This window comes from Bacteroides sp. ET225 (assembly GCF_024733745.1).
GTDB classification, from domain to species: domain Bacteria; phylum Bacteroidota; class Bacteroidia; order Bacteroidales; family Bacteroidaceae; genus Phocaeicola; species Phocaeicola excrementipullorum.
Genome location: NZ_JANRHN010000055.1, coordinates 1 through 11,491 on the forward strand (window position 1 = coordinate 1; position 11,491 = coordinate 11,491).

10 protein-coding genes are annotated in these 11,491 nt (G+C 48.3%); 2 read left to right on the forward strand and 8 right to left on the reverse strand.

Annotated elements, in window-relative coordinates:
* Positions 1–295: 295 nt before the first annotated feature.
* The 8 genes from NW212_RS14650 to NW212_RS14685 all read right to left on the reverse strand — a co-directional run bounded on the left by NW212_RS14650 (position 296) and on the right by NW212_RS14685 (position 8,720).
* On the reverse strand, positions 296–517 hold the full coding sequence (locus NW212_RS14650) for an immunity 17 family protein (RefSeq protein ID WP_258339362.1): 222 nt from the start codon (positions 515–517) through the stop codon (positions 296–298).
* A 5-nt stretch (positions 518–522) separates the two neighbouring features.
* Entirely contained in the window at positions 523–945 is a 423-nt protein-coding gene (gene tsaE / locus NW212_RS14655) for a tRNA (adenosine(37)-N6)-threonylcarbamoyltransferase complex ATPase subunit type 1 TsaE (protein WP_258339363.1), read from the reverse strand.
* 66 nt (positions 946–1,011) lie between these two features.
* Positions 1,012–1,851 carry a metal ABC transporter permease gene (locus tag NW212_RS14660; RefSeq protein ID WP_258339364.1) on the reverse strand — a complete coding sequence of 280 codons (840 nt, stop codon included), beginning with the start codon at positions 1,849–1,851 and terminating at the stop codon, positions 1,012–1,014.
* Positions 1,852–1,868: 17 nt separating this feature from the next.
* Positions 1,869–2,288 (reverse strand): phospholipase, encoded by a 420-nt coding sequence (locus NW212_RS14665; protein ID WP_258339365.1) that lies wholly within the window; start codon positions 2,286–2,288, stop codon positions 1,869–1,871.
* A gap of 5 nt (positions 2,289–2,293) precedes the next feature.
* Positions 2,294–3,523: a 3-phosphoshikimate 1-carboxyvinyltransferase gene (locus NW212_RS14670; protein WP_258339366.1), complete on the reverse strand. Its 1,230-nt coding sequence runs from the start codon at positions 3,521–3,523 to the stop codon at positions 2,294–2,296.
* A 194-nt stretch (positions 3,524–3,717) separates the two neighbouring features.
* Positions 3,718–4,836 (reverse strand): PepSY domain-containing protein, encoded by a 1,119-nt coding sequence (locus NW212_RS14675; protein ID WP_258339367.1) that lies wholly within the window; start codon positions 4,834–4,836, stop codon positions 3,718–3,720.
* Between the two features lie 29 nt (positions 4,837–4,865).
* A complete protein-coding gene (locus tag NW212_RS14680) occupies positions 4,866–6,293 on the reverse strand; it encodes a DUF4374 domain-containing protein (RefSeq protein WP_258339368.1) in 1,428 nt (475 codons plus the stop codon).
* A 30-nt stretch (positions 6,294–6,323) separates the two neighbouring features.
* Positions 6,324–8,720 carry a carboxypeptidase-like regulatory domain-containing protein gene (locus tag NW212_RS14685; protein WP_375338001.1) on the reverse strand — a complete coding sequence of 799 codons (2,397 nt, stop codon included), beginning with the start codon at positions 8,718–8,720 and terminating at the stop codon, positions 6,324–6,326.
* Positions 8,721–8,885: 165 nt separating this feature from the next.
* Between NW212_RS14685 and NW212_RS14690 the strand changes: the two genes are divergently transcribed.
* Positions 8,886–9,809, forward strand: coding sequence for a LysR family transcriptional regulator (locus NW212_RS14690; RefSeq protein WP_258339369.1), 924 nt, complete (start codon positions 8,886–8,888; stop codon positions 9,807–9,809).
* Positions 9,810–9,906: 97 nt separating this feature from the next.
* The gene (locus NW212_RS14695) at positions 9,907–11,202 is read left to right on the forward strand and encodes a hemolysin family protein (RefSeq protein ID WP_258339370.1); all 1,296 of its coding nucleotides are present in this window, start codon (positions 9,907–9,909) and stop codon (positions 11,200–11,202) included.
* Positions 11,203–11,491: the final 289 nt, after the last annotated feature.

The following is an 11,491-nucleotide window of genomic DNA, read 5'->3' on the forward strand; positions in this document are numbered from 1 at the left end:
GAAAAACATCCTCGGAAACAATTTCCAAACCGGGGCAGAGCAGAATTTAGAAACTGTTTTGAATTTCTCCAAAAAGTTTTTCTTGGCTTGATGTATTCGTTTTCGTGTGTGCTTTGGGCTATTTTTTTGTCTTTTCCGCTTCTGTTCTTCGTCAGATAGCCCGCTATCTTCCTCATCACACAAACGGAAATGCCTCAAAAACTCATCCCAAATCAGCACACGATAAATTCAAAACAGTTTCTTAGAAACGACAGGCTCTTAAGCCTAGAAGTTTTCTGCCAATATGTTGCATGAGTCATACAACCCCTTGTATGGACAAGAAGAAGAAAACGCCCGTAGCTATCAGCAGGCAACCTATTGCACCATAAAAAAAGCGTGCCTGCCGGCGTCCTGCATTCTTCACGATGAACTGTGAGTTTTGAGCCATGAAAAACCAGTCCCAATTGAAGATGGCTGCCAGCACGGCAAGCAGTCCGACCAGAACGAACAATGCCTGTATGACGTAATGGAATTGCATGATGATTATTCTGCATTGAAGCGGACGGTACGTGTGCCGTCTTCCTGCTCATCGATCTGCACTTTTACCGTGTCACCCGGCAGCAGTTCTTCAATCAGCTCCGGCCATTCGATGAAGCAGAGCGCACCGCTGTAAAAATAGTCTTCATACCCCATGTCGTACACTTCCTCCAGTTTCTTGATGCGATAGAAGTCGAAGTGGTAGATCAGTTCGCCGTTTTCGTCGGAGCGGTATTCGTTTACGATGGCAAAAGTGGGCGAGTTGATTACATCGGTCACTCCCAGCTCTTCGCAGACCGCTTTGATAAAGGTTGTTTTTCCTGCTCCCATTTTGCCGTAGAAGGCAAAAACAGTGTTGTCACCCATAGCCGCAATAAACTGTTTGGCGGCTTCGTGGATATTGTCGAGTGAATTGATTCTGATTTCCATATATGGCTTTAGTTTAATCTGATTACAAATGTACAATAAAAAATGGAATAAATGCAGGCGGGTCGGTTAAATACCTGTGGCGGATTTTTTTCTTTGACGGCAAAGGAGTATTTTCCCGGTTTTGGCTCCTGTATAAATAAGGATCGAAACGAAAATGATGGATGCTCCCGACGGCACTTGCAGGCTATATGAAAGAAACAGTCCTCCTATGCAGCTGGCATAGCCCAGCAGAATAGAAAGCCAGATTATTCTTTTGAAGTTGTGAGTGAAAAGATTGGCAGTCATTTGCGGGAGTGTCAGCAATGAGATTGCCAGCACGATGCCTACCATGCGCAGGCATGCCACGATGGTCAGGGCGATGAACATCATCAGCATATACTCGAAAGCGGCAACAGGCATGCGCTGCGAACGGGCAAATTCGCGGTCGAAGGCAATGGCCAGTATCGGACGGAGAAAGATGCTGAAGAACAATGTCAGTACGCCACTCAGTATGGCAAGCATCCAAATGTCGCTTTGAGTAATGGTGAGGATGTTGCCGAACAGATAAGAAGACAGGTCGGGAGTGAATCCCGGAGCGAGGAAACTGAATATGATTCCCACCGCCATGCCGAATGTCCAGAACACGGCGATGGCAGAGTCTTCGCGCATGTCACTCCGTTTGCTCAGCCATTCTACTCCAAATGCCGAAAGCACCGAGAATACGGCGGCGGAGAGAATCGGAGAAACTCCTGCATAAAGTCCTATGCCGATGCCTCCAAACGAAGCGTGGGTGATTCCTCCGCTGATGAATACCAGCCGCCGGGTCACGATGTAGGTGCCGATGATGCCGCATGCGATGCTTGCGAACAGGCTTCCCAGCAAGGCGTGCTGGAAGAAGGTATATTGTAAAAGTTCAATCAGTTCCATAGTCTGTATTTATGCTGTCAGTGGAAGCGTCTTTCTCCTACGATCAGGAACAGTTCGTCTTTCAGTCCGTCGGGAAACTCAATGCCCCGAAGCTGCAGGCTTCTGCACCATCCTGCCACTTCATCTTCTTTCATGGTGTACATGATTTCGCGGAATTCGTTGGTTTCTTCTTCCGAATAGCTTGCGGAAGAACGTCCCTTGAACCGGTCAAGTTCTTCGTCGTCATAATACTCTATCTGTTTGCTTACGGCGGCCAGCAGGCTTTCTTTTTCACATACAGCATGCTGTCCGCAGCATGTTCCGTCGACGGGCTTGACCTCCGGTGTTTCTTCAAACTCTCCTTTTTCGATTTTTTTCCGGAGGTTCCGGTTGTAGAAGTATCCGGCAATCAGTCCGAGAAGGATTACTCCGATCAGGATAAGAATCAGTATCCACATGCTGTTTACTCCTCTGTAATAAAGAAGCCTGCCTTGCCCAAATCCTCCCAGTAATGCGGATAAGATTTGGACACGACCTCCGGGTTGTTTATTCGCAGCTCCTTCAGCCTGATAGCTGCCGGAGCAAAAGCCATGGCCATCCGGTGGTCTTCGTAAGTGTCAACGGCCGGACTGGGCTCGGGATTGCAGCGTTGTCCGTTCCAGCTTAGTACGGCGCCTGATTCTTCTGTAAGGACGAAGCCTAATTTCCGCATTTCAGTGATTAAGGCATACATGCGGTCGGTTTCCTTGATTTTCAGGCTTTGCAGTCCGGAGAAGCGGAAGGGGATGTCCATCATGGCGCAGGTGACGACGAATGTCTGGGCCAGGTCGGGCTGGTCGACAAAGTTATATTCCAAACGGGGAAGGGGAGTTCCTTGTTTTTTCAGAACAACCGAGTCTTCATGAAAGGCTGTGCTGACTCCCAGGCGGGTGAACAGTTCGGCAACCTTCGCATCTCCCTGAAAGCTGTTTCTGAAAAGCCCGGGAAGCCTGACGCTTGCCTGACCGGACAAGGCCGTTATTTCATACCAGTAGGAAGCGGCACTCCAGTCGCTTTCTATGAAATAGGACCGGGGCACATAGGACTTGGGAGATACAGCCAGCTGGTTGTCTGAAATCCATTCTGCCTGTGCGCCGAACTCTTTCATCAGTTCCAGCGTCAGATTAATGTACGGACGGGAGATGATATCTCCTGTCAATGTCAGCTGAAGTCCGCCTTTCAGTTCAGGGCCGATCATCAGCAAGGCTGATATATATTGGGAGCTGATGTCGCCGGGCAGCGAAATCGTGTTTTTCGTCAATGTCTGTCCGGTGATGTTTAATGGCGGGTATCCTTCGCGGGTTGTATACCGGATGCTTGCTCCTAAAGCGTTGAGTGCGTCGACCAATACTTTTATGGGCCTTTGCTGCATGCGGGTTGTGCCCGTAATGATGTGCGTGCCTTCGGTCACTGCGAGATAAGCGGTGAGAAAACGCATGGCTGTGCCTGCGGCTTTGATGTCGATGATGTCTGGCATGTTTCGCAAGGCATCCGTCATAACCTGTGTGTCATCGCAGTCCGAAAGATTCTGTATGTCGTTGTTCCCTTTTGCCAGTGCATTCAAGATGAGCACCCGGTTGCAGATGCTTTTGGACGAAGGCAGCTGGACCGCTGCATTGATTCCGGCAGGTGGAGTGATTCGTATACGCTTCATGGTTTTACATAAGTGTTGTTGGTCTGCAAAGATATGAAAATCTGGCTACAGAATAAGGCTTGCTCTTGATTTTTCGTTATATGGCTACGAATAAGGCGATGAAAAAAGAACAGAAGCGCAAGACGGTTGTTCTTTCTGTCCTTTGGAATAAGGTTTTTGCTTCTGTTCTTTTGATGGGTGTTTATGCTGTTGGATCAGATGTATCTTTTCCGTTTCAGCCATAAATAATAGCCGCTTAGAGGCAGTATTCCACCTGTCAGTGCCGCCACGAAGTATAAAATCTTGGTTATGGTTCCTCCCCAGCTTCCTGTATGGAACGCATAGAACCATCCTTTCAATGTTTGTGAACGGGGTATCTGGCTGTAGGGAGTTATTTTTGTTATTTCTCCGTTTTCTTTGTCGAATGATATTCGGTCGTTCTTTCGCATGGATGCGGCAGGGTCGGGAGCTACCAGAGCTTCTTTAGCGGACAACGTTATGGACTTGTATTCCGGGTAGATTGCCTGGAGCTGGCTGTATACTTGATTCCATGTTTCCAGATTGATTTCCCTGTTGCCTGCCTTTTCATCTTTTTCCTTGTTGGCTTTTCCTTTTTTGCTTGCAGGCTGCGAGGGAGCGGATTGCGTATTTCCTCCGAATAAGGAATAGGCGGCATTTCGGTACCAGCCGAACGACCAGGTCAGTCCGGTCAAGGCCATAACGAGAAGAAATAACGTGGAATAAAATCCTAAAGATACGTGGCTGTCATACCAGAAACGCCTCCAGCCTTTGGTGCAGGACACTCTCAGCCGGTTCTTTAATGCTTTCACCGTGCGGGGTGTCCAGATGACGAGTCCGCTGACCAGAATGATTACCATCAATAGGGTTGATATGCCGACAATCATTTTTCCAGCCGACTGTTCTCCCTTCCTTGCGGGCGGGTTCATCAGCCAGCGGTGCAGCTTTTTCATTGTCTGAAAAAACGGGTAGGTTTTTGTCCATCCGTTTATTTCTCCTGTATAAGGATTGACGCTTAACGTTTTCTTTCCGCTTCCTTCGAAAGTTGCCATGCATACTCCTTCCGGAGTTCCGGGCATTTGCAGGGAGGCAACCGGCGGCAGGTCGGGCATTTGCTTTTGAACGCCTGATACCAGTTCTGAAGGGCTCAGGAATTTTCCGTTAGCTGGTTGTTCGGTACGGTAAAGATGAGGGTTGAGCGCTTGTGTAATGTCTTGCTCGAATACCAGTGCTGCCCCCGACAGGCATATGACTGAGATTAGTATGCCTGCCGGTACAGACAGCCAGAGGTGTATCTTCTTGAAGATCTTTTTCATTTAATCGGGTGCTGTTTGTGTTTACGGCTTTATTTTGCAGCCTCGCTCGAAAGGATTCCTAAAGCGGATACCGAGTCTATGTTCGTGATTTTCAGTCCGGCCGTTGCCTTTCCCGTTTTCGGGTCAATACGGTAGATTGTCGGTGCGGTTCCGTCGGTTGTCACGATGGGAATGTAGGCGTATCCGTTATCGCTGCAAGGAGTGCCTATGCTTGAAAGAACGCTGGCATCCGGAAGTCCGGTTACAACGGTCAGGCTTTTGTCTTCACCTTTAAACACGGCCAGTTCGTTGCGCTTGGCTGAAGTTCCAGCCATGCCGTTCACTCCATCGCTGTACATTTGCAGCAGGAAATAGTCTTCGGAGATGTGCCAGCAGCGGAACATCGGATTGTTGTTCCCTAAGGTTTCCAGGTTCACATAATACGAATCGTCAAATGTCGTTTCTCCGGCTTTGATCCGTGCCACTCCTGAGGGAAGTTCGCCTTTTACGCGGTGGAGGGTGAATGTCCCGGATTCGTTGGTTACGGTTGTTTCTGCTACAGTTGTACGTCCGTATCCGGGAGAAAATACGTACAGGTCGCCATTGTCGGCAGCCCAGATTGTCTGGTAGTATTGCGACCGCATGCGTCCGCTGGCAAAGCCTATCTTGTTGGTGCGGGCGATAACCGGCGTTTCGTTGAAGTCATCTCCGCTGTAGATTGCCACGAATGCGCTGTCCGGATATTGGGTGGTTGGAATCATTCCTGCTGTATATTGGCCGGAGCCTTGTCCGCCGCTGTGGTCCGTAATGTATTTCGTGTCTGAGATAAGCTGCGGGTAAGTGTTGACACCGTAGTGGCTCATGCCCATCGGCACTACGGATGTATAGAGGCGGCCGTTGGCTTCTACAAAGCCTGCAAAGCTGACGCGTTCGCCGTTGCCCAGAAAGTTTTCGGCAATATGGTCACCGGTGGTTGATGAACCGTCGTCTGTGTTCAAATAGTTGAACTGCAGATAATAAGCATAGTTTCCTTTTTCATCCTGTTCTTTTGTTCCAGCGTTGGTTGAGGCTGTAATGACGTTGTTTCCCCATGTGCCGTAAGTTGTGGTGCGGTTATAAGTGTACTGACGTGCTTCTGTGACGTTTCCTTGCGGGCTGAGCTGGTATGAAAATCCAGTTCCGGCATTTCCGTCGTTGTATTGGAAGTTGAAGAGGTAGCGTTCGCGGTAGAATATCCAGTTTGAACCGGATTCGGTTTCAAGTCCGTTGCCTTTTCCTGACACTTCTCCTTCGTCCAAAGATTCTGCTGCAATCAGGTAACTGGCATCGCCGGCTTGTGCGGCAATGACATAGCGGCGGACAGCTTCTCCTTTTTCATCGCCGGTGTCTGGTGTGTTGGTGTCGTCGCTGCATGCAGTGAAAAGGTTGCCGGCAAGCAGAGTTGCGGCCATGATTCCCGTAAAGTGTTTCTTGTTCATATTGCTTCTTTTTTTAGTGAATAATTTTATTTAGTTTCCGAAATACACGCGTAACTTTCCGTAGAAGGCGCGTCCGGCTTTCTGCAGGCTGAAGTTGTCGTACAGTTTCTCATCCGTAAGGTTTCGGCATTCCAGCGAAAAGTTGTAGCGTCCGTTCTTCAGTGAATATCCGAGGATGAGGTTGTGAGAAAATTGGTCGGGGACGCGGCTTTTGGTAGTCGGGTCGCCCAGTTCTTCCCAGTACAGCGGGAACTCATGCTGGTAGTAGCTGTCGTAGCTGAGAGTCAGTGCATTCCCTTTGCCTAAGAGGTCGCGCCATGTGAAATTGGCGTCAAAGTTTGCAAACGTATAAGGCTGGTTCGGAATGCGCTGGCCGTAGCTTACGCTTTCCTGCAGCGTGTTTCCTGCGCGGTATCGTTCGTCATCTCGGGCGTTGATGTTGTTGAATGTCCCTCCGATGCTGAACCAATGTGCATAGTTGTAGCGTGCCGAGATGTTGAATCCTTTGGTCTTTACTTTTCCGTGGTTCTCATAAATTCCGTAACTCATTCCTCCGATGGCATCCAGTCCGCGCTTGATGTAGTCTTTGGTGTCGCGGTAGATGAGGCTTCCTTCCAGGTAGATGCCGTGTTTGCCGAAATGTTTCTCATAGCTGAGGTTGAGATTGAAGTTATGGCTCTGTTCTGGACGCAGGCTTGCGCGTCCGGCTTCCAGGTCTTCATCGCCGAACAGTTCGTCGGTGGTGGGCAGGCGGTATGCTCTTTCGTACGAAAGTTTCGCTTGCAATCCTTCGATGATGAAGTAGGTTCCGGCCGCTCCGTACCCGAGCGAACTGGTATGGCGCGTCAGGTTGATATAGTTTCCTACGCCGTCTTCGTTTTGTGAGACGGGGCCTTCGTTGTATTGGTTGTAGTACTTTGCAAATGCTGACAGGTTCCACTTCTCTGAAGGCATCAGGCGGTACGAAAGTCCGGAGATGTTTTTTCTTGTGATTTTGGGGATGCTGAAGTCAGAAATCTTCGAACTGCCGCTTACGTAAGAGCGGGTCGTGCGTTTGAAGGTGCTGAGAACATGGTTAAAAGTGAACATGTGTACAGACCCGATGCGGTAGTTTGCCGTGAATGTTCCGTTCCAGTTCGTGTTTTTTGACTCGTTGTTCTGGTATGACTGCTCTCCCGGCGTGCCCGTATACTTCCGCTCGCCAAGCCAGTTGTATTTATAGGAAGCGGTGTCGATGTTATGCGTGATGTTATGGTTGTAGTTGGCGGTCAGCACAACGTCAAGTCCTTTAGTGAAAAGATCTCGCTTGCTGTATTCGAGCGAAGGTACCAGCGAGTGTCCTTTCCGGTGCTTTTGTCCGAAAACGATGTACTGGTATACTCCGGTCTGTATCTCTTTGTAGAAATTGCTGTAGTTGAATCCGATCATCAGGCGGTCGGCCCAAGCTTTGTCTACGATTCCGATTTTCCCGATTACGGCTTCGTTGTGGAACTGGTCGTTGAAGCGCTTGACATGGTAAATTTTGTTTCTGTCCGTACTTTCAGTAACCCCGTCTTCGCTGAATTCCGTAATGTAATTGTCTATGTGGTAATTGTTGTCCGAGAAGTTCTGAAAGGCATTGACTTCATAGGTAAGGCCGTTCTTGAAGGTCTGGCCGAAATGTATGTATGATTTGTGTGTGTTGAATGAACCGTATGAATACGACGCGTCCAGAAACCATTCCCGCCGTTTTTTGTTGGTGACAATGTTGATCACTCCTCCCAGCGCATCTGTGCCGAAGCCCACAGGAACTACCCCTTTGTACACTTCAATGCGTTCTGCAAAGTTGGCAGGGATGTTGTTCAGGTCGAACGCTGTTCCCGCTCCTTCCTGTGGCACTCCGTCGATAAATACCTTTACATGCTTGCCGCTGAATCCGTCAAGCATGATCTGCATGTCAGAGCCGACTCCGCCCGATTCTCTCAGCTTCATTCCCGGAAGCTTCTGCAAGGCTTCGCTGAGGCTTTTGGTCGTATTTTTCATTTCAGACAGATCCATGGCTACGGCATTGAACGCCGAACGCTTGACCCGGCTTACTCCGTTTGATACGACCACCACCTCATCGAGTTCTTCTGCCGACGGGTTCAGCGTCACGTTGAATCTGTTTTCTGTTTTTCCGTCTATTTCAATGCCTCTTTCGTAGGTTTCATATCCGAGCATGGATACGACAAGGGTATATTTTCCGGATGGAACATGGAGGTGATACATCCCCCTGCTGTCGGTTGTGCATCCGAAGTTCGTGCCTTTCAGGTAAACGGTGGCGAAGTCTACCGGAACTTTTTCCGCAGACATCACTTTTCCCGACAATGAGAATTCGGCTTTCCGTTTGCCGTGTCCTTGTCTGTGTGAGTGCTGTGCGTTTGTTGGTATGCCTAATGTTAACAGCACAAGAATCAATAAAGAATTAATAGTTGTTTTCAAGGGATTTGTTGCTTTTTTATTGTTAATGTTTTTATTTGTTCTAAATAAGAATTACATTTGTGGCGCAAAGATAAGCGATGGATGCGAATCATGAAAATAAGAAAAATTTGATATTACTATAAGAATTGTTATATGAGAATAGATTTGGAATGGTTCAGAACTTTCAAGGCCGTCTTTGAAACGGGGACTATGAGCGATGCGGCCAAAGAACTGAATATCTCTCAGCCCGGAGTAAGTCTGCATCTGAATGCGCTGGAGGCTTATATCGGACATCCGTTGTTTAAGCGCAACACGCGCCGGATGGTTCCGAACGAACGGGCGAAAATGCTCTATCAGCAGGTGTGCAATTCGCTGGTGAAGCTGGAGGAAGTGGAGAGCAATTTCAGGAAAAAGAAAACCGAGGGGAGAAGCACGTTGAGCGTAGGCATGTATCCTTCTTTGTTCCGTCAGTGCTTGGAAAAGCATGTTCCGGAGCTGAACTTCAACCTGATAATTCATGTCGGGACAACTGAGGAGCTTATTCCGCTTCTTGCTCACGGCTCTGTGGATCTGGCTGTATTGAATCAGGAAATTCCCTTGCGCAATATAGCTTATGATGTGTTGGGAGTGACGCGTTTTGTGCTTGTGGCAGGCGCGAAAACGGATGTTTCTGAATTCCGGAGCCTGCTGGGACACAAGAAGAAGCTGATGCTTTGGCTCGAATCCCAGCTATGGTATAACACGACCGACAGAGAGCTGTTCAACCGCTTCTGGAAACAGAACTTTGGGAGAGAGCCGGATTTTCCTCCCAATTATATTTTGCCTGATAAACTGGCTATCCTGAACTGCCTGTCGGAAAACAGGGGGCTGGCTGTCTTGCCCGAGTTTCTTTGCCGCGAAGCTTTCGGGCGCGGCGAGCTTGTGCGCCTATGGGGCGGGAGCCGTCCGCTGGAGAATACGCTGTATATCGGCTATCGCAAGAATGCGCTGCTTACCGATGAAATACTGGAAATGAAACATCTGATGAAAACTGAATTTGACGGAATGGGGCAGGCGGGGGAAAGCTCTTTGTCGTGATTTCTTTCTGTTAAAACTATTTAATTGTCAGTGTGGCATACGGTTTTGAAATGAACAATCTCGTATTTTTGTTTTCAGAATACATTTTTGTTTTTTTATGGATGAAATAATAATTATTATCGGGTTGATAGTGCTTAACGGCATTTTTGCCATGTCCGAGGTGGCATTGATATCAGCCCGTAAATCTCGGTTGTCCACTGACGCGAAAAACGGAAACAAATCTGCCCGAGTAGCATTGAAATTGGCTGAAGATCCCGACCGTTTTCTTTCTACAGTACAAATTGGCATTACGTTGATCGGCATTCTGACCGGTATTTATTCAGGCAACAAGATTGCCGCTCATTTGGGGGGAGTGGTTGAGTCGTGGGGAGTTTCGCCGGCCTATGCCCCCATGCTGGCGCAAATCGTTATCGTTGTGATCGTTACTTACCTTTCTATCATTTTCGGCGAACTTGTTCCCAAACGCATTGGTTTGGGGGTGGCTGAAAAGGCTGCCAAACTGGTTGCACGCCCGATGAATGTTCTGGCGAAGATTGCCCTTCCTTTCGTCTGGCTGCTGGCAAAAAGTACGGAGGTTATATTTAATTTCCTTGGAATCAAGGAGTCGGACAACAAGGTGACCGAAGAAGAGATAAAATCGATCATTCAGGAGGGGACGGAAGACGGTGAGGTGCAGCCGGTAGAGCAGGATATCGTTCAGCGGGTTTTCTTGCTGGGTGATCTGAAGGTGGGGTCTATCATGACTCACAAAAGTGATATTGTTTGTCTGGAATCAGACATGAAGGCTGCTGATGTGCGTGAAGTGCTGAGCGATCATCTCTATGAGTTCTATCCTGTAGTGGAAGAGGGCGATCTGGATCATGTGAAAGGTGTGGTGAATTTGAAGGATCTGGTGCTGCATCTTTCTGAATCGGATTTCAATATGGACGCGCTCACTCATGAGCCTGTTTATTTTCATGAGAATATGAACGTATACAAGACGCTCGAACAGATGAAGCAGAAAAAGATCAGCCGCGCGCTGGTGTGTGATGAGTTTGGAGCTTGTGTGGGAATCATAACGCTGCGCGACATATTGGAGGGGCTTGTTGGATCGATGGACGGGCCGGGTGAGGAGCCTGACATCATCAAGCGTGTCAATAAAGAGGGATGGCTGGTTGACGGGCAGTGTCCGTTGTATGATTTCCTTTCATATTTCGACCGCCGTGACTTGTTTGAGAATACCGACTATCATACGTTGGGCGGATTGATTCTTCAACAACTTCAGCATATACCTCAGAGTGGAGAAACTGTTGAATGGAAAGGGTTTGTGTTTGAGGTTGTGGATATGGATGGCGCCCGTATCGATAAGGTGCTGGTGACTAATCCGATGGCTGAGGGCGATGAGGACTGCTGAAAAGAATTCGGATAATTTGTGGGTGCGCATGACGCACCCTTTTTTGTTTAGCGGGCTGTGTTTTGTAGGAATGTCTTGTTGTTTTTATCTCTTCACTGGAGTGATACGTTCTCCTCACTTTAGTGAAGACATCTCTTCACTCCAGTGATGCGATCTCCTCACTGGAGTGAAAAGGTCTTTTCTTTTTGTTTTTTTCTTTTTCCCTCATGTTCTCTTTCGGCTTTATATTATATATAATGTACAGGCCTTTCCTTCTCCTTGATCCGTCTTTCATTTTTTTTCTCGTCCG

Excerpts from the sequence above, each read along its gene's own strand:
- NW212_RS14650 (WP_258339362.1), bottom strand. The coding sequence starts at position 517 with ATGCAATTCCATTACGTCATACAGGCATTGTTCGTTCTGGTCGGACTG.
- tsaE (WP_258339363.1), bottom strand. The coding sequence starts at position 945 with ATGGAAATCAGAATCAATTCACTCGACAATATCCACGAAGCCGCCAAA.
- NW212_RS14660 (WP_258339364.1), bottom strand. The coding sequence starts at position 1,851 with ATGGAACTGATTGAACTTTTACAATATACCTTCTTCCAGCACGCCTTG.
- NW212_RS14665 (WP_258339365.1), bottom strand. The coding sequence starts at position 2,288 with ATGTGGATACTGATTCTTATCCTGATCGGAGTAATCCTTCTCGGACTG.
- NW212_RS14670 (WP_258339366.1), bottom strand. The coding sequence starts at position 3,523 with ATGAAGCGTATACGAATCACTCCACCTGCCGGAATCAATGCAGCGGTC.
- NW212_RS14675 (WP_258339367.1), bottom strand. The coding sequence starts at position 4,836 with ATGAAAAAGATCTTCAAGAAGATACACCTCTGGCTGTCTGTACCGGCA.
- NW212_RS14680 (WP_258339368.1), bottom strand. The coding sequence starts at position 6,293 with ATGAACAAGAAACACTTTACGGGAATCATGGCCGCAACTCTGCTTGCC.
- NW212_RS14690 (WP_258339369.1), top strand. The coding sequence starts at position 8,886 with ATGAGAATAGATTTGGAATGGTTCAGAACTTTCAAGGCCGTCTTTGAA.
- NW212_RS14695 (WP_258339370.1), top strand. The coding sequence starts at position 9,907 with ATGGATGAAATAATAATTATTATCGGGTTGATAGTGCTTAACGGCATT.